Source organism: Pandoraea commovens (assembly GCF_902459615.1).
Taxonomy (GTDB): Bacteria; Pseudomonadota; Gammaproteobacteria; order Burkholderiales; family Burkholderiaceae; genus Pandoraea; species Pandoraea commovens.
The window spans coordinates 82,213-100,587 of record NZ_CABPSA010000001.1 but is presented as its reverse complement, the minus strand read 5'-3'; the positions used below and the strand labels follow the sequence as shown (position 1 = coordinate 100,587).

At 63.1% G+C, this 18,375-nt stretch carries 11 protein-coding genes; 2 read left to right on the top strand and 9 right to left on the bottom strand.

Going from position 1 to position 18,375, the window contains the following annotated elements:
- Positions 1 to 3 precede the first annotated feature (3 nt).
- From PCO31010_RS00380 to PCO31010_RS00345, 8 genes are all read right to left on the bottom strand, one after another.
- Complete coding sequence (locus tag PCO31010_RS00380) at positions 4 to 726, bottom strand: ABC transporter ATP-binding protein (protein ID WP_150573976.1); 723 nt, start codon at positions 724 to 726, stop codon at positions 4 to 6.
- A 28-nt stretch (positions 727 to 754) separates the two neighbouring features.
- Positions 755 to 2,743: a branched-chain amino acid ABC transporter ATP-binding protein/permease gene (locus tag PCO31010_RS00375; protein ID WP_246184367.1), complete on the bottom strand. Its 1,989-nt coding sequence runs from the start codon at positions 2,741 to 2,743 to the stop codon at positions 755 to 757.
- A gap of 2 nt (positions 2,744 to 2,745) precedes the next feature.
- Complete coding sequence (locus PCO31010_RS00370) at positions 2,746 to 3,624, bottom strand: branched-chain amino acid ABC transporter permease (protein ID WP_150662493.1); 879 nt, start codon at positions 3,622 to 3,624, stop codon at positions 2,746 to 2,748.
- A gap of 229 nt (positions 3,625 to 3,853) precedes the next feature.
- Positions 3,854 to 5,080, bottom strand: coding sequence for an ABC transporter substrate-binding protein (locus tag PCO31010_RS00365; protein WP_150662492.1), 1,227 nt, complete (start codon positions 5,078 to 5,080; stop codon positions 3,854 to 3,856).
- A 436-nt stretch (positions 5,081 to 5,516) separates the two neighbouring features.
- Positions 5,517 to 9,341: an FtsK/SpoIIIE family DNA translocase gene (locus PCO31010_RS00360; RefSeq protein ID WP_246184366.1), complete on the bottom strand. Its 3,825-nt coding sequence runs from the start codon at positions 9,339 to 9,341 to the stop codon at positions 5,517 to 5,519.
- Between the two features lie 279 nt (positions 9,342 to 9,620).
- A complete protein-coding gene (locus tag PCO31010_RS00355; RefSeq protein WP_150662490.1) occupies positions 9,621 to 10,643 on the bottom strand; it encodes a hypothetical protein in 1,023 nt (340 codons plus the stop codon).
- A gap of 508 nt (positions 10,644 to 11,151) precedes the next feature.
- Entirely contained in the window at positions 11,152 to 14,166 is a 3,015-nt protein-coding gene (locus PCO31010_RS00350) for a putative bifunctional diguanylate cyclase/phosphodiesterase (RefSeq protein WP_150662489.1), read from the bottom strand.
- 217 nt (positions 14,167 to 14,383) lie between these two features.
- The gene (locus PCO31010_RS00345) at positions 14,384 to 15,283 is read right to left on the bottom strand and encodes a hypothetical protein (protein WP_174984125.1); all 900 of its coding nucleotides are present in this window, start codon (positions 15,281 to 15,283) and stop codon (positions 14,384 to 14,386) included.
- Between the two features lie 390 nt (positions 15,284 to 15,673).
- Between PCO31010_RS00345 and PCO31010_RS00340 the strand changes: the two genes are divergently transcribed.
- Together PCO31010_RS00340 and PCO31010_RS00335 are read left to right on the top strand one after the other, a co-directional pair.
- A complete protein-coding gene (locus PCO31010_RS00340) occupies positions 15,674 to 16,171 on the top strand; it encodes a MarR family winged helix-turn-helix transcriptional regulator (RefSeq protein WP_150662488.1) in 498 nt (165 codons plus the stop codon).
- Between the two features lie 112 nt (positions 16,172 to 16,283).
- Entirely contained in the window at positions 16,284 to 17,828 is a 1,545-nt protein-coding gene (locus PCO31010_RS00335; RefSeq protein ID WP_150662487.1) for an MDR family MFS transporter, read from the top strand.
- Between the two features lie 45 nt (positions 17,829 to 17,873).
- Here the strand turns inward: PCO31010_RS00335 and PCO31010_RS00330 are convergent, their stop codons facing one another.
- Positions 17,874 to 18,263: a hypothetical protein gene (locus PCO31010_RS00330; RefSeq protein ID WP_150662486.1), complete on the bottom strand. Its 390-nt coding sequence runs from the start codon at positions 18,261 to 18,263 to the stop codon at positions 17,874 to 17,876.
- Positions 18,264 to 18,375 lie beyond the last annotated feature (112 nt).

Here is an 18,375-nt window from a genome sequence, read left to right as displayed (position 1 = left end):
GCGTCAGTGACTTCCTCCCAGATACGCCGCGCGCACCTTGTCGTCGTTGCGCAGACTCTCCGCCGGGCCGTGCACGGAAATGCTGCCGTTCTCCAACACGTAGCCATAGTCGGCCACAGCCAGTGCGGCGGCCGCGAACTGCTCCACGAGCAGCATCGTCACACCTTCCGCTTTCAGGTTGCTGATGATGCGGAAGACCTCGTCGACCAGAATCGGCGCCAGACCCATTGACGGCTCGTCGAGCAGCACGATGTCCGGGCGCAGCATGACCGCGCGCGCCATCGCCAGCATTTGCTGCTCACCGCCCGAAAGCGTCCCCGCCAATTGATTGCGACGCTCCTTCAGGCGCGGGAACAAGTCCATTGCGCGGTCCAGATCCGCCGCCACATCGCCGCGCGGGCGGCTGCCCGTCAGACGCGGAAACGCGCCCAGACGCAGATTGTCCGTCACCGACATCGTGGCGAACACACGGCGGCCCTCCGGCGAATGCGCCAGACCGAGCTTCGCAATGCGATGTGAGTCGAGTCCGTCGATACGCTTCTCGCCGAGCGTGATTTCTCCCGACGACGGTTTGATCATGCCGGACACGGCACGCATGGTGGTTGTCTTGCCCGCGCCGTTCGAGCCGATGAGCGTGACGACCTGACCGCCCGGCACATCGATATCGATGCCGTGCAGCACCTGCACCTTGCCGTATCCCGCTTGCAGATTACGAATGGAAAGCATAGTGGTCCCGTTTGTCCGTCTATCCCGGTCAGTGCGCGGTCGATGCGCCGCCCAGATACGCCTCGATCACCTTCTCGTCGGCCTGAATCTGCGCGGGCAGCCCTTCGGCAATCTTCTGCCCGAAGTCCAGCACCGACACCGTCTGGCAGGTGCTCATCACCACGTCCATGTGGTGCTCGATCAGAATCACCGTGATGCCATGATCGCGAATCTTGCGGATGATGGCGAGCAACTCGCGAATGTCGGGGGCCGTCAGACCGGCCGCCGGTTCGTCGAGCAACAGCAGACGCGGATCGAGCGCGAGCGCACGGGCGATTTCGAGCAGACGCTGTTTGCCGTACGGCAGGTTGCGCGCCTCCTCGTCGGCCAGCGAAGCCAGCCCCACGAACTCCAGCAGACGCATGGCACGCGCACGCGCGCCGTCTTCTTCGCGCTTGTATCGCGGCAGACGCAGCGAGACGTCCACCAGCGTCGAATGGAACGTGTGGTGCAGACCGACCAGCACGTTTTCGAGCGCCGTCATTTCACCGAAAAGCTGCACGTTCTGGAACGTACGCGCCACGCCCGAGAGCGCAATGTCGGCGGACGTGCGTCCGGCCAGCGACTCACCGGCAAACTCGATGCTGCCGGCCGTGGGCACGTAGATGCCCGTCAGCACGTTCATCATCGTGCTCTTGCCCGAGCCGTTCGGGCCGATCAGGCCGTGAATCGTGCCACGCTTGACCGTCAGGTCCACCTGGTTGAGTGCCTTCAGACCGTCGAACTGCATCAGCAACTGGCGCACTTTCAGCAACTCTTCCGGACCGCTAGCCGCAGCCATGAGCACCGGGTCGTTGCTGCTGGCGGCCGCTTCGTCCACCTGCGTGGCCGACGCCGTGAGCGTGCGACGGCGATGCAGAACGCGCGAGCGCAGAAAACCGATAATGCCGTCCGGCAGGTAGTACACGACGAACAGAATCATCAGACCGAAGATCGTCAGACGCCAGTCGGTGATGCTGTCGCGCCACCAGGTCACACCGGCCAATGCGATGGTGCCGATCACCGGCACGGCGGCCTTGGCGAGTGTGGTCCGTCCGCGTGCGACCGCAGCGATCGCTGCCACCGTCGTGACGGCAGCGATGGCCGACGCGACAATGCGGAAGATGTTGATGTCGTCGAGCAACTGCGGCAGCAACACGATAATCGCCGCGCCCAGCAACGAGCCGCTGCGCGTCTTGCGTCCGCCCATGATGACGGCCAGCAGGAACAGAATCGTCAGCTCGAAGTTGTACGTGTTCGGCGAGATGTACTGCTCGGAATAGGCATACAGGCTACCGGCCAGACCGGCAAACCCGGCGCTGATCACGAACGCATACACCTTATAGCGGTACACCGACACACCCATACAATCCGACGCCACCGGTGAATCGCGCAACGCTTCGAAGGCGCGACCGAGGTGCGACTTCAGAATGCGATGGGCGACGAGCATGCTCACCAGCAGCAGCACGGCGACGATCCAGTAGTACTCGACTTCATCGATCGGATGACCGCCGATGACCGGCTTCGTGAGCTTGATACCCATTGGACCGGACGTCAGGAAGTCCATCTCGTTGATCAGGATCTGGATGATCGTGCCGAAGGCCAGCGTCACCATCGCCAGATACGGCCCGATCACGCGCAAGGCGGGCAACGCGAGCACGGCACCGAAGGCGGCGGTGACGAGCACTGCGGCAGGCAGTGCGAGCCAGAGCGAGAGTCCCAGCTTGGTGAAGAACACACCCGCAACGTAAGCGCCGATGCCGAACAGGCCCGCGTGGCCGAGCGACACCTGCCCCGTATAACCCACCACGATATCCAGCCCGAAGAGCAGGATCGCGTAGATCATGATCGTCTCGATCATGTGGATGTAATACGGGTTGCCGATGGCCAGAGGAAAGCCGAATAGCGCGACGATGCCGAGCACGGCAGCGATCTTGGTCAACGCGCGCGTGCCGCCGAGATCGCCGGCTCCGCGTGCAGTGGAGGTCTGTGCGGTCATGGTTACACCTTCTTGATGGCGGTCTTGCCGAACAGGCCTGCCGGCTTCACAGCCAGCACGAGCAGCAGCAGTACGAGACCCGGCACATCTTTGTAGCCGGTCGAGATGTAGAACGCAGTCGTGGTTTCGGCCACACCGAGGATCACGCCGCCAACGAGTACCCCCATGCCGCTCGACAGACCGCCGATGATCGCCACGGCGAATGCCTTGAGGCCAAGCACGGCACCCATCGTGGCGCCAGTCAGCGTGAGCGGTGCGACCAGCACACCGGCAAACGCTGCGGCCATCGACGACAGCGCGTACGAGAACGTAATCACCAGACTGGTGTTGATACCCATGAGCCCTGCGGCGTCGCGATCGTTCGCGGTGGCCACCACGGCCTTGCCGTAGATCGAGCGACGGTTGAAGAACTCGACAGCGGCCATCATGAGCAGCGCGCCCACGACCACGAGCAGCTCCATCGGCAGCACGTTCGCGCCTAACAGACTGATCGGGGCTTCGGGCAGCGGCGACGGAAATTTGAGGTCGTCACGGCCCCAGAGGTTTTCCGCAACGTTCTTGAAGATGATGCCCAGCGCAATCGTGGACATGATCCAGCCGAATTCCGACTTGATCCGCAAGGCGGGTTTCACACCGATGCGTTCGACGAACGCGCCTTGCAGGAGACCGAACAGGCAGACGATGGGAATCATCAGCCAGTAGTTCAGCCCGAGGGTGTCGACGAGCGTCAGGCCGACCAGTGCGCCGAGCATCAGCGCTTCGCCCTGGCCGAAGTTCAGGGTGCCGGACGTCGCAAACGTCAGTTGGTAACCGAAGGCGATCACGGCGTAGATCATCCCCAGCGCGATACCGCTGTAGATGAGTTGAATCAGGATGGTCATGCGGTCCTCTCTCGCGAGTGCGAGCCTACGAGCGATGCTCGGGAGGCATTCGGTACTTGTGCCGCGCACCGGTCCCGAGTGCCGGCGGCAGGCGACAGTTGCGTGAAGACGGCACGCGCGCCTCGCCCGGAGGCCCCGAAGCCGATGGCTCGGGGCGCAGGCGTGAGAGGCAACGCGCGCCGTCGTTCACCCGTCATGGCTGCAACGGCAGCCCAGGCAGAGGTGCGGCTTACTTGGAGGCCGTCGTGCCCGCCTTCTCGCGGACCTTGCTGCCCGCCTTCAGGTCGCTGTCGTAGGCATACACGACACGACCGCCCTTCACTTCGCCGAACACCGGAATGTTGGCCGTGATGGCGTCGTGATCGTCATGCGTGAACGGGCGATCGTACGTCGTGACCACGCCTTCGACCGGCGTCTTCAGGTCTTCCAGTGCTGCGCGCACCTTCGGGCCGTCCGTGCTATTGGCCTGCTTCATGGCCGCCGCCAGCAGGTAGATCGAGTCGTAGCCTTGCGCAGCCGACACCGCCGAGTCGATGCGGTTGTTCTTCGGCTTGAACATGGCCAGATAGCCGTCGATGAAGGCTTTGCGCTTGGGCGTGTTGGGTTCCTGAATGAACGTCTGCGGCATGCGTGCCCCTTCGCCGTTCGCGCCCGAGTTGTCGATGTAGTTCGCCATCGCGAGCGTCCAGCTACCGACGATCGGCAGCTTCCAGCCGAGCTTGCCCATGCCGTTGGCGATCTGTGCCAGTTCCGGGCCGATACCGTACGTGAGGATCACGTCGGCGCCAGCCTGCTTGGCCTTGAGCAACTGGGCCGTCATGTCGACGTCCTTGATGTTGAACTTCTCGACGGCCACCGGCGTGATGCCCTTGGCCTTGAGCGCTTTTTCGAGGTCTTCACGACCGAGCTGACCGTAGTTGGTCGAGTCGGCGAGAATCGCGGGTTTCTTGAAGCCGCGACGCGTAATGGCTTCTTCCACGATCATCGGCGCCTGAATGCTGTCCTTGGCCGAGTTGCGGAAGACGTAGTTGTCCGGGTACTGAGGCGGTTTGAACTGGTCGGTAATGACCGTGCCCGTGGCCACGTTGTTGAACACCGGAATTTTGGCGTCCTGATAGAAGCGCTGCGACGCGAGCGCCACGCCGGTATTGATGAACCCGACGGTGGCCACCACCTTTTCCTTGTTGATCAGTTCCTGAGCGACTTGCACGCCGCGCTCGTTCTTGGCTTCCTCGTCGCGCTCGACGAGCTGGATCTGACGGCCGAGCACACCGCCCGACTTGTTGATCTCCGCAGCGGCGAGACGCACGCCGTCGCGCATGGAAACGCCCATCGACGACGAGCCGCCGGTGAACGGGCCGGACACGCCGATCTTGATCGGATCGGCCGCGATGGCCATCGAGGCGGACAGGGCGAACGCGACAGCGCCAGCCATGAGCTTGAATCGGAATTGCATAAGGGTCTCCTTCGGTGCGATGCGTTTCGATATGACGCTTTTTTGCTGCGATTTCCTTGGTGTCGCAGGCCCTGCCGTGGATGCGCGAATCCCGGGATGTCTCCCCCCCGTCGCACCGCCCCGGTCCTTGTAATTCGTATCAGGGCGATACCGTCAAGCACGCGTCGAACGACCAACCTAGCGCGCCGATTATGTGATCGCTGAGTTTCGCCCGCAAAGGCGGGAATACCCCTACGGGGACGCGGGTTTGCGCCCCGTTATCGCCATTTGGCGCGGGTTTCCAAGGGGTTTTGTGTCACGCGCCCATGTACGGCGCGTGTCAGGAGAACGGCACGGAGTGCCAAAGAGTTCGACTCGTATGACGGGTCGTAAGGGAGTTGTAAGCGAAAGCGATTATTCAGCGCGCAAGCGACGAGCGATCTGCGCGCCAGACGCGCTATTCGCCCGGCGCGACCACTTCGCGCGTGCCGTTGCGCCCCATCGGCGTGACGAGTCCGGCCGCTTCCATCTGCTCGATCAGACGCGCCGCCCGGTTGTACCCGATGCGCAATTGCCGCTGCACGGCGGAAATCGACGCGCGCCGCGAATTCAGCACGAAGGCCGCAGCCTCGTCGTACAGCGGGTCGGCTTCGACGTCCCCCGTCGTGTCGCCGAACAGATCGGCGGACGCCGCATCGGCCGGATCGCCCGCGAGGATGGCCTCGTCGTAGTCCGGCTCGCCGTACTGCTGCCAGTGCTGCACCACGCGGTGCACCTCGTCGTCGGCGACGAACGCGCCGTGCACGCGCTGCGGATACCCTGTACCCGGCGGCAGGAACAGCATGTCGCCCTGCCCCAGCAACGACTCTGCCCCCATTTGATCGAGGATCGTACGCGAGTCGATTTTCGACGATACCTGGAAGGCAACCCGCGTAGGAATGTTCGCCTTGATGAGACCCGTGATGACGTCGACTGACGGGCGCTGCGTCGCCAGAATCAGGTGGATACCGGCAGCACGCGCCTTCTGGGCCAGACGCGCGATCAGTTCTTCGATCTTCTTGCCCGCCACCATCATCAGATCCGCCAGTTCGTCGATGACTACGACGATGAACGGCAAACGGTCCAGCGGCTCGGGAGCGTCCGGCGTCAGCGAAAACGGGTTGCTGACCTTCTCGCCAGCGGCACGCGCAGCATCGATCTTGTCGTTGTAGCCCGCCAGATTACGCACGCCGAGCGCCGACATCAGGCGGTAGCGCTTCTCCATTTCCCCAACGCACCAATTCAGCGCATGGGCAGCTTGCTTCATGTCGGTGACGACCGGGGCAAGCAGATGCGGAATGCCGCCGTAGACGGACAGTTCCAGCATCTTCGGATCGATCATGATGAGGCGAACGTCGTCCGGCGTCGCTTTGTAGAGCAGCGACAGGATCATGGCATTCACCGCCACCGATTTGCCCGAGCCCGTCGTACCGGCCACGAGCAAGTGCGGCGCACGTGCCAGATCGGCCACGATCGGCTCGCCCGTGATGTCCTTGCCCATCGCCAGCGCGAGGCGCGAGCGATGCGCATCGAAGACCGGCGCGTTCAGAATTTCCGAAAGGCGGATCATCTGACGCTGTGCATTCGGCAACTCAAGCCCCATGCACGTCTTGCCGGGAATCGTCTCGACCACGCGGATGGACGTGACGCCCAGCGCGCGCGCCAGATCCTTCATGAGACCGACGACCTGCGCGCCGCGCACACCGACGGCTGGCTCCACTTCGAAGCGCGTGATGACCGGACCGGCAGATGCGCCGACGACCGTCACCGGCACCTTGAATTCGGCAAGGCGCTGCTCGATCAGTTGGCTTACTGCGGCAAGCGCCTCGTCCGAAACGACGTTGGCATGGTCGCTGGCCGTGGCCGGTGCCAGCAGGTCCAGCGCAGGCAGATCGTAGTCGATGGCAACACGCGGCGGCGGTAGCTCGTAAGGCGTGTCTGCGGTGAAGCTTGCCGTTTGCGACGCAGCGGAAGGCGCTGCACCGAAGGGTGCTGACGGTGCCACGGATGTGGCACCGAACGACGGGATCGCGGGGATTACCGGCGTGACGGGCGGCAGGTGTTCGGGCGTGGGCTGTGCGAGCGATGTCGTATCGTCGTCCGACGTCAGCGGCAACCCGTCCGCCCTCGCCCACGTGCCATCGGCGCGCAGAACGTAATGCGGCTTAGCGGAAGGCTCAAGACCTTCGTCGATGTCCATTGGGACGACGCGCTCGGAGACTTCGAAAGTCTCCGCCCCGTCGGCCAATGTCGACGCTGCTTCATGGACGAACGGCGCAAACGCAGGAGCAGGAACGTCAGCAACGTCGACAACATCGGTGGCACCCGAAACGTCGAAAGGCGGAAGTGCATCGTCTTCATCCGATGCTTTGGCGGCAATCTCCGCCGACGCGACAGCGGTTTCTGCGGTGACGGTTTGCGTTGCGGGTGCCGTGACGGTAGCGTCATACGCTTCAACGCTCGCCAGCACGTCGGCGAAGACAAACGGACGCGGCGGTACAGCGAAGGGCATCGCTGCGCCGGATGCCGCAGCGACCGGCTGCCGAATTTGCATCAGCGGCGGTAAATTAAGGACTTCCGCAGGCGTGAGCGGCGCAACGGGCGGCGGCATTAGCGGCTCAGCCACGACGATCTCGGGTGACGTCGTCGGTGCAGGAATCTCGGGGACCACGATGTCGACATTGCTATCGAGCGGCGTCGGGATGAGGTCGTGCGTATCTACAGCGACCGCTTCGGACGGTTGCGCCAATGTCGGCGCACCACTGACGTCTGACGACACGGGCGACGCCCAGTCTCGCAGGTCGCGCAACAATGCCTCCGCTTCCTGACGCAGCGCAATCATCGCGTCGATCCTTGCCTGCTCGGCCGCGCTCGCAGCTGCTCGCGCAGCTTCCTGTCCGGCCAGCGCCTCAGGGCTCGGGCCTTCGGGCGCCGGCTCGGCGAACGGTTCCACGACGTCGTTGACCGACCAGTCGATGGGCGAAAACTCGGCAATGTCGGACGCCAGCGGGACAGCGGCATCCGCAGCCGACCACGAGGCCGCACCACGCATGACCGGCGTTGCTTGCGATGCAGGAGCGGCAGGTGCGGCAGGTGCGGAAAGTGCCGACGCAGCGGCATTCGTTGCACTCTGCGTCGAGGCCTCTTCGCCAGCCACAGAAGCCGTCTGCGATGTCGGTGCTTGCGCACGCGGCGGTGCGCCACGCGGCGGAATATCTTCGAGACCCAGCTGCGGCTTGCGGAACGGACTGTGCACGACCGTGCCGCGCAAGTGCGCCGGGGCCATGCCCACAGGGCGACGATAGCCGGTCGCGCCCGGCATCGATGTGGGATCCGGCGGTTCGGCGTGCGAAGCGGTATTCGGCGCGGGGATTGCGTTCGTCGATACCGAGGCCGCGCGCTGCACGACCGGCGACTGCGACGACGCGGCCGGTCGCGGCTCGCGAGGTGTCAGGCCCGGCTCGGCACGCACGAATTCCGTCGTCCGCAGCGCTTCGCCACGGCTCAGTTTTGCGGCATATGCACCACGCGGCAGGACGGTTCGCGTGGTCGCAGCAGCAGCGCTACCCGATGACGCGACCGCACCGGCAGCACCCACTGCCGCCGCAACCACCGGCGTTGTGCGTCCGACCGAAGTCCCCTTCCCTGCCGGACGCGTCGCCGCACTCGCGCCAAACGACGGCTCGGCGCGCGGCGCACCGCGCGTGGTCAGCGGCGGAGGTTGCATGGCATCCAGACGCGCACGCTCTTCGTCAGACAGCTTCCAGCGCGGTTGCGCCGCCAGGCCGCGACGACGCGGCACCGGCTCTTCGATCAGACTGCCGACGTTGTGGTGACCTTGTCCGACCGTCGGCGTGTAACTGCCGCGCTCGCCACGATCCCCCGTGTCGAACGACATCTGGGACAGACCACGGACCGGCTCACGCACGCCGGTGTCGAAACGGGATTCGCGGGATTCGCGGGATTCCCGTGCATCGCGCGGCTCGAACGCAGGTGCATCGTCCTCGTCGTCGGCCGATGGGCGACGCGAGAACATGCCCCACCAAGTGGTGCCGAACACAAGCGGGAGAGAAAAGAGGAGGACGAAACCGGAGAGGCCCATGGCCAGCGTGCCGCCGAGCGCGACACTCAAACCGTGGGAGAGCGACTGGCCGATGCTGCCACCGGCGGTGTTGCTGTCACCGCCCGTCAGCGCAGCCAGCGTGGCGCTGGACACCATCGCCAGCGGAACGCCAAGCAGCATACGGAGCGTGCCGGGGCCGAAGATTCGTATCTCACCGCCAAGCAGACCCCGTACGCCAGGCCAGCACAGTGCCAGCAACCAAAACGTCGACAGTCCGAACCAGCCAAACCCCATAATCGCTCATTGCTTCAGGAAAACCCGGAGAGCGATTGTAGCAGGTAGGCCACCGCGCGGCGGCCCTGCGCACGGACTTTTGCGCATCATGCGTGCCATGGCGTGGCGTGTGCCGCGTCGCGCGCATGATGTGTCCGGCACACTCAGACGTGAATCAGACGTGAATCAGGCGTGACCGTGCGTTCCCGTCGGACGCAGGGACGGCGCGCCATCGGCCGCCACGCTGTCGAGCGTTGCGACCGGCAGCGCCTCGTCGGGTACGACCAGACTCAGATTCCGGCGACGCAGCGAACGCCAGTCGACCTTGGCGAAAATGTCCTCGCCCAGTGCGCTCGTACTAGAGAGGTTCTCGACGCGCACGCCACGTGCACGCAATACGTTGGCAGCCAGGCGGAACGACGGCTCGATCAACGTTGAGAACTCGGCGTCCAGACGCGTCGGCGCACGGGTTTGCATCGTCTCGTAAAAGCGCGGGGTCGCTGCGGCGTCGCGCAGGTCCAACCCGTGCATGTACATCTCGGTGAAACCCAGCCATGTTGCGACTTGCAGCGCAAAGTACGCGACCGTGCCGCCGTGGAAAAAGCCGTTGTCGATATCGAAGCTGAAACCCAGCCGGCTCTCGTCCCCGAAGAACGCCGCACTGGCCGAGACCTGCGCGTCTGCGCGCAGCGTCTGCGTCGTGCGGGCCGCTTCAAGCCCGCGCTTGAAAATATCGTCGACGAGATAGAAGCGGCAGCCGAAGGCGGACATCGGGAACATGTCCAGCAAGCGGGCAAGCACGACCGGCGTGACGAACAGCACCAGATCGCGCGCCACGATACGGCGCGCCAGATCGGGACGCTGGCGCACGAAGCCGGCGTCGAGAATGCAGTAGTAGTTGAATTTGACCGGTGCGCGCTCGGTCAGCGCAATGGCCCCGTTTACGCCCATCACGTGATGCATCGGCAGCGCGTCGTAGTCGATGTCGGCGACGGAAGGACCGCTGGCGATGATGTGGCAAGGCAGTCGGCGCAGGCGTTGCAGCTCGGCACGACGCGCGAGCGGCACGTTGCGTCCGCGCCAGGTGAATCGTTCGATCGCCCCCATCGCATCTCGCGCAATCTGCGCGTGCGGCCACAGGCGTTCGTTGTGCCGCCACTTCGCCGAATGGCTGAAGCGGTAGGCAAGTTTGAGGAATGTCGAAAGCATTGTCGTTGTTCTGGTTAGGTGTTCTGGTTGCGCCGCGCTCACCTCACAGTGGTACGGTCCTAACCCCGTTCATATCGCGTGTCGATCGATTGCCGAGCACCTGTGAGCCGACTGCAACCCCGCGACTCCCCTGTCTCGCGGTATAGCTCACGATGGCATGGAGACCTGACTCCATCACGTCGATGCGCAAATTCTGCCATTCGAACTTAATGGCGGACAAGATTTATTCCAGTTGGAAATCTTACGTCGGGTTACCTTTGCGCGTCGTTTTCGAACGACGTACTTGACAGCGAAATCCCCTATTTATGAGGGTTTTCGTTGGATTGGATGTGACAAAACAGGGAAGGAAAGGAAATTTGCAGAGAAATAGAGCATTGCGAAAAATGCAGACAATACGCAATGCCATTCGACGATTAATGCGTCGTCCGTAAGCGTCTATGCGGGGAATGTGGAAGGCATTGGCGGGCCACTCGCGCGCTCGCGAATGGCCCGGCTTTCATCGAACCGATCAGTGCAGCGCCGAGCGGTTACCCTGGGAGCGATAGAAAGACTGCTCCAGTTCGCCGAGCAAAGTCGCCAGTTGCGGATCGCGAATAAAGCTTGCGGCCGAGTCGGCGGCGAGGATCGCTTCAGGCGTTTGCGGCCGGGCAATGAGAAAGCCCTGCACGTAGTCGACGCCAAGCTCGGAGAGCGCTTCCAGCGTTGCGGCGTCTTCGACCCACTCCGCCACGCTGCGGATACCGAGGTTCTTGGCGAGCGCCACGATGGCCTCGACAATAGCCAGATTGGCCGGGTGCGCCGCCATGCTCTTGACGAACGCGCCGTCGATCTTGATCGCGTCGACCGCGAGGTCCTTAAGATAGGAAAACGAACTGAAGCCCGCGCCGAAGTCGTCCAGCGCGATGCGCCCGCCCAACTGGTGGATGCGGTCGACGAAGCGTCGCGTGTTGTCGAGATCGTGCAACGCGACCGTCTCGGTGATTTCGATGCACAGCAGTCCCACCGAACGCTCATGCGCGGCCAGCGTCGCAAAGATATCCCGCACGAAATGCTCGTCGTTGAGCGACGCCCCCGAGAGGTTGACGCAAACGAAGCGTGTCTTGGACAACTGATCCCGATGCGCATCGATCCACGCCAACGTATTCGTGAGCACCCATTTGTCGATCATGCCGATCGTGCCGTTCTCTTCGGCAGCACTGATGATGCGCGACGCCGGCACGATATTGCCGTCCGAATCGCGCATGCGTAGCAGCACCTCGAAGTTCAGCGAGTCGCCCGGCGACGCCATCTCCATGATCGGCTGCATTTCCAGGAACAACGTGTTGGGCGTGAGACCAGCGTCGAGCGCGTCGATCAGACGCAACTCCGCCAGACGCTCCCGGAACGCCGCTGCCCCGCGTTCGTAGACGACCAGTTCGCGACGGCTCTTCTTTGCCTCACGGCAGGCCCGGTCGGCGGACGAAATCGCGTCGGGCACACGCATGTCGGTCGTCAGCTCGATGACACCGGCCGACGCGCGTACCTGAAACGCCCGCTCGCCGATCTGATACGGCTCTCCGGCGATAGCGTCCACCAGGCGTCGCGCCACCGCCGCTGCTTCCTTGATGGTGGCGTCGCGGAAGACCACGATGAACTCGTCGCCACCGGTGCGTCCCACGCTCTGTTCCGTCGACAACCGCGCGCGCATCCGGTCGCAGGCCTGACGCAGCACCTCGTCACCCGCGGCATGCCCGAACAGGTCGTTGACGAGTTTGAAGCGATCCAGATCGAGATACGCCAGCGCCGCCGGACGCGAATCCGAGAGCGTGCGGATGGCTTCGCCCAGCGATTTTTCGATGCCACGCCGGTTCGAGACGCCCGTGAGCGGGTCGTTCTCCGCCAGATAACGCAGTTGCTCCATCGTGCGGGCGCGTTCCGTAATGTCCTGCAAAGACCCTTCGATACGTCCGTCGGAGAAAATCGCTTTGACGAGGTAACGGCTGATGCGCCCGTCGTCGCGAGGCAGCGAGAGGATTTCGAGCTCGGACTCGTCGCTGTGCTGAGCAACGTCGAGCAGCATGCGCCATGTGCTCTGACCGAAATACTGGTCCCAGCGGAACGTGCGTCCCTCAGTGTTGGGAATGCCGAGCATGGTGTGCAGCGCCGCGTTGCCCCGGACGAACACCCCCTGATCGTTCAGCGTGAAGAGGCCGACCGGCGTCACGTCGTAGGCGTTGCGCAATTCGGTCTGGGCTTCGAGTTTGCCCTTGTGCTCCAGACGCATCTGCTCCGCAATCGCCAACGCGGCCATCAGGCTCGAGAACAACGCCGCCGTCACGCTGTTGAGCGCCGACGACAACGCGCGCGCATTGAAGGCGGCGGCGATGACCTCGGAGAATGTCGCGAACAGAACGATGGCCAGCGATGCGCTGTACCAGACCGCCACGCGAGAGCGCGTGAGCACCAGAATGCGCACGAGCAGCACCAGCACGATCACGATGCCCAAGGCCGCCACGGCCCACAGCACCGGAATGAAGTGCGCATACGGCAACGCGATGGCGGCGCAGCACAGCACCACGCCGGCCCATTGCAACACCATCACCATCCAGCGCAAGCCGATCAGGCGCAGTTCCTTCTTGAATAGCTGCGTGAACAGCGAATAGGTCAGCACGTAATAGATGGCGAACGTCGCCTTGCGGACCAGTGCGTCCCATTCCATCGGAATGGCGCGCTCCAGCCACTGCGTGTCTGCGCCGAGCGAGTTGGCGGCGAGTCGCAGGTTGCCGATCAGCCAGGCGGCGAACAGCACATACAACCATTCCTTGTTGATGATGGCGGTGACGAGCACGAACGCCGAGAGCGTCAGCAGACCGCCTTCGAGCAAACCGTTGCTGCGATGAAATTCCCTCTCGGAGATGCGTAACTCAGGCCCGGGCCAGGCGACGAGCGACAGATGCGCCGGGCCGGAGAACGTGCCCTGGCACAGCAACGTGACCGGCTCGACCAGATGTCCGAGGTCGATCGAGAAGCCCGCCTTCGACACGCGAATCGCGCCGCTGACATCACCCCGGTCGGCGCGGCCGATGGCCGGCGTGTCGGGGCTTCGCCAGCAGGCAAGCGTCTGCGCGTGTCGCGAGGGAAACTCGATGACGGTTCGCTCCTGCCCGCCCACCGGCGGCACCGAGAAGCGGAACCACACGGGCGCTTCGGACAGATGCGTGCTGAATTGCTGGACCAGCGGCGCGCGCTCCAGCGCTCCCTGTGCCATCGGCGGATTGAACGTCGCAGGAAGATCACCCTGCGCCTGAAAGCTCACCGGGGTGGCGCCGCGCACGGCGTACTGACTTTCCTGGAACATGAGCACGATGCCGGAGAGCAGCATGATCGCTGCGGGCACCGCGTAAAGGGAAATGCTGCGAAAGAGTTCGTCGAGCCGGGCCGTGATGCGCCAACGGCGCCGCGTGCCGGTGAGTTCGCTCAACTCATCGGAAAAATCGTTCGAATTACGGCCGTCGTCGCGCTCGTTGCCGAGTTCCCCCGCCATATGACTTTTGTGCCCTTATCTCGTTGGTCGCCCCCGTGTTGATCCCCGGATAAGGCGAGCATCGAAGCCCGCCTCCCCGGCCGGGCCGGCCCTGTCCCGTGCGGCCGCCTTCCGGCCGACACGGGCAGGTGTCTCTCGCCCGTCCTACGCGTTACCGCCGTCGTGCAAAATACTGCCTGTTGCAAACGACGGGATAACGTTATTTCGAATAACGGCATTACACCGCCAGGCTGTAGCCTGCTGCTACGCATCGTACCTCGTCGGCAGCAAAAGATAAATCCCGCAAATGCGCGCCAACACTGGCTTCAACCGACACTGACCCGTCGCCGCTCCGTACCTCCGCAAGCGCCCCTTCGCTCGGCATGCCGAGACGCAAGTCGGGGTGATGGGTGAGGCACATATAGGCAAACAAAGGGTGACCGGCCGATTGCCAGCGCGTGCGTGCCTGCGCCACATCCAGCGCCAGCACCCGATGCCCGATTCCGCCGACGTGCGCCATCGGGATCAGACCCTGTGACGGGAAGACGTCCGTAAACATCAGCGCTTCGTACTGCCGATGCAGCGGCGGGCGGGCCGTAATCACCATCCAGTCGATGCCCGAGACCAGGCAGTACTGATAGAACGCCTTGAAAAGCGCCGTCTTGACGACGCGTCCCACTGGCCCCGCCACCACGCCAAGACGCGTGGCTTCCGCAAGCGCTGCGCTGTCGAGCCATTCGGGCAACGGTGCGGAATCCTCAAGATGCAAGGCCTGATAACGATTGGTCTGGATCCGCATCGTGCCGAGCACCGCACCGTCGAGCCGGGCGCGCGCCACCAGCACAACGGCGCCCGCCTCCCGGTCGCTGATCTCCGGCTCGCTCAGCGTTGCCGCAAGCTCGGGCAAATGACGGCCATAGGCCGCCTGACGCATTGCAACGGCGTCGCGCAAAGACGATTCGTCGCTCGCGATGGTGACGACAAACGGCAGACGTTCTTCGCGCAGCGCACCAACGCCGGACGTGGCTGACGCCGAGGCCCGGGCAACTGCGGGTGATGACGCAGGACGGAGGTTTCCAGCCGGCCGGTCTGCATGGGAAATCGAGAGGACATCCGAAACTTGTGCAAGGTCAAACATGATTGACACTCCTTAAGGTCAATGAAAGGGCGGGTGCCGTGCACGGGCGTTAGCGCCGGTGCATCGCACAATTCCTTTCTTGACCCGCCGAGGCGAAGTGTCAAGTGCTTATTTTCGTTAGGTTTTTCACAGTTTGACGGCACGGCTACGCCCGCCCGTCGGTTCGTCGTGCCAACCGCCCGGGAACCCCCGTCGCGCCGTATGAAACGCCCAAAACCGCGACGTCCCCGCCCCTTCCTTCCCATCCCTTTGTCACCTATTTGCGACAGTTGCCGTCCGAAGAAAGACTCTGGCAAAATGCTAAACCTGTTTACTAATTTGCCGAACCGACGCGACGTGCAACTGTTCCGTTCAACGCTGGTCCGGTGATCGACCACGACATTCCAAGACATGCCGAAAATCGACTGGTCTTCCCGGTTCGGCACGCTGGTGCACGACACGGCACGGGTCTACTCGCGCCTGTTCGACCGCCGCGCGCGGGGTAATTTCGATCTGACACGCGCCCAATGCCGCGTCCTGGTGATGTTGCACCGCTACGGCGTGCAGACGCAGGCCGAACTCGCCGAGCGCATGGAACTCACGCCGATGGCGCTCGTCCGCCTGCTGGATCGTCTACGGGAAAAGGGGCTGGTGCGCCGCGAACGTGATCCGAAGGACAAACGCGCCCATCTGCTCTATCTGACGGACGCCTCCGAAGCCAAGATCGACACGATCGTCGCCTTCGCGAACGTCACGGAACGTGAGGCGCTGGCCGATCTCACGCCAGCGGAGCGCGCCGAACTATCCCGACTGCTCGGCAAAGTGCTGGCCAATCTGACGCGCGCCGAGGCGGAATGCCCGGTGCCGGTGCGTCGACGTGAGGAGGCAGATCCGGAGCCAACGGAGTAAAGAGCGGAGTAAAGATCGGAGAACACGGCAACAGGAGGAGACGAGCGCCATTCCAGCGCTTAGCGACACATAACAACGTCGGGCGCGACCAGAACGACGATCTACCAGAGGAATTACCGTGGCATCCCCAAAATTGGCTGACGATCCGGGCAAACACCGGGCGCTCGTCAGCGTGTCCGTCATGCTGGCAACGGTGTTGCAGACGCTCGACAGCACCATCGCCAACGTTGCATTGCCCCACATGCAAGGCAGTCTGGCGGCATCGCAGGACTCGATCACGTGGGTTCTGACGTCCTATATCGTGGCCGCCGCCATCGCCACGCCGCTCACCGGCACGCTGTGCGCGCGCTTTGGACGCCGACGCGTCTTCCTGTGGTCGGTCGCAGGCTTCACCATCGCCTCTGCGCTGTGCGGCATGGCGCACTCGCTCACGGAGATTGTGGCAGCGCGTCTGTTCCAGGGTATCTGCGGCGCAGCATTGGTGCCGCTCTCGCAGGCGACCATGCTCGATATCAACCCGCCGAGCAAGCACGGCTCGGCGATGGCCGTCTTCGGGATGGGTGTGATGGTGGGCCCGATTCTCGGACCATCGCTCGGCGGCTGGCTCACCGACAGCTATAACTGGCGCTGGGTGTTCTACATCAACCTGCCCATCGGGCTGATTGCCTTCCTCGGCATCGCCGCTTATCTGAAGGAACCGCCGGAACAGAAAGCGGGCAAGTTCGATGCGCTGGGCTTCGTCACACTGGGTCTTGCCATCGGTCTGCTGCAGCTCCTGCTCGACCGCGGCGAACAGCAGGACTGGCTGAATTCGACGGAAATCTGGCTGGAGATGCTGGGCGCAATCATCTGCTTCGCGTACTTCATCGTCCATACATGGACGGCGGGCGAACATTCGTTCTTCAACCGTGCACTGCTGCGCGACCGGAATTTCAATACGGGCGTCGTCTATATTTTCGTGGTCGGCATCATTCTCTATGCCACGCGGGCCCTACTCCCGCCGATGCTGCAAAGCCTGTTCGGCTACCCCGCGATCCTGACCGGGCTCGTCACGGCACCTTCCGGCGCGGGCACGATGGCCGCCATGCTGATCGTCGGGCGACTGGTCGGCAAGGTCGACGTCCGCTACCTGCTGGGTTTCGGCTTCGCGCTGACCGCCTATTCGCTCCACATGATGGCCGGCTACTCGCTGACGCTGAGTCCGTCGGACATCGTCTGGCCGGGCGTGATTCAGGGCTTTGGGCTGGGTTTCGTGTTCGTGCCGCTGACTACCGTCACGTTCGCCACGCTTCCGGGCCAATTCCGTGCGGACGGTGCCGCAATCTACAGTCTGTCTCGCAACATCGGCAGCAGTATCGGCATTTCGGTCGTGCAGACACTCCTCACGCAGAATACGCAGGTCAACCACGCGGTACTTTCCGAGCGCATTACGCCATTCACACAAGGCGTCGAGACTTACGTGCAGACGTACGGGGCCGCCGCGATGGCCGCGCTCAACGCGGAGGTGACACGTCAGGCGGCGATGATTGCTTACCTCGACGATTTCCGTCTCATGCTGTTCCTGACGATTATCGTCATGCCGCTATTGCTGTTCATCCGCATGAAGAAAAAGGCACCCGGCGAAACCGAAGAGATGGTTCACGTCGCTGCCGACTAAAGCGATATCGGCAATACCGAAGCGCGCGAGTTATCAATAAATCGTTTATAGAGACGACGCGCGCTTCTTTACGGATTTACGTGGTTTCCTGGGTTTTGGCTCAATGCCAATACGTGAATCTCCGGCAAGCACCAATTTCGTCACGCGCTCGACAACCGCCTCGAATTCAATTTCCGATTGCGGGATATAAAGCCATTTCCCCAGAACCGGATGCGGGCGCAACGCCGGCATCTCCTCAATGAGCGACGCATGGTGTTCACGCGACGTGCACACCAGAAGCCCATCCCACGGTGGATCCCGGTCGATCACGGCAACGCATTGCCGCCCGTTCAGATACGCCGCTTCCGCACCGAACATCCGCTTGTGCATGAAGGTGTCGTCACGTTCGAACACGTCGAAAATCCAGAGAAGCGAATTACGAATAGAGGATGGCATACGCTGATCGACTCAATAACCTTTAGAAAATCGAGATAACGGTAACAACTTATTACAACTCACCAAAATACAACGCCGACATTTGTAATTGTCGAGCGGAACACCTAATTTG

What these genes read in the sequence shown, in the direction of transcription:
- PCO31010_RS00380 (WP_150573976.1), bottom strand. Translation starts at nt 726, where the DNA reads ATGCTTTCCATTCGTAATCTGCAAGCGGGATACGGCAAGGTGCAGGTG.
- PCO31010_RS00375 (WP_246184367.1), bottom strand. Translation starts at nt 2,743, where the DNA reads ATGACCGCACAGACCTCCACTGCACGCGGAGCCGGCGATCTCGGCGGC.
- PCO31010_RS00330 (WP_150662486.1), bottom strand. Translation starts at nt 18,263, where the DNA reads ATGCCATCCTCTATTCGTAATTCGCTTCTCTGGATTTTCGACGTGTTC.
- PCO31010_RS00350 (WP_150662489.1), bottom strand. Translation starts at nt 14,166, where the DNA reads ATGGCGGGGGAACTCGGCAACGAGCGCGACGACGGCCGTAATTCGAAC.
- PCO31010_RS00365 (WP_150662492.1), bottom strand. Translation starts at nt 5,080, where the DNA reads ATGCAATTCCGATTCAAGCTCATGGCTGGCGCTGTCGCGTTCGCCCTG.
- PCO31010_RS00360 (WP_246184366.1), bottom strand. Translation starts at nt 9,341, where the DNA reads ATGCTGCTTGGCGTTCCGCTGGCGATGGTGTCCAGCGCCACGCTGGCT.
- PCO31010_RS00370 (WP_150662493.1), bottom strand. Translation starts at nt 3,624, where the DNA reads ATGACCATCCTGATTCAACTCATCTACAGCGGTATCGCGCTGGGGATG.
- PCO31010_RS00345 (WP_174984125.1), bottom strand. Translation starts at nt 15,283, where the DNA reads ATGTTTGACCTTGCACAAGTTTCGGATGTCCTCTCGATTTCCCATGCA.
- PCO31010_RS00340 (WP_150662488.1), top strand. Translation starts at nt 15,674, where the DNA reads ATGCCGAAAATCGACTGGTCTTCCCGGTTCGGCACGCTGGTGCACGAC.
- PCO31010_RS00355 (WP_150662490.1), bottom strand. Translation starts at nt 10,643, where the DNA reads ATGCTTTCGACATTCCTCAAACTTGCCTACCGCTTCAGCCATTCGGCG.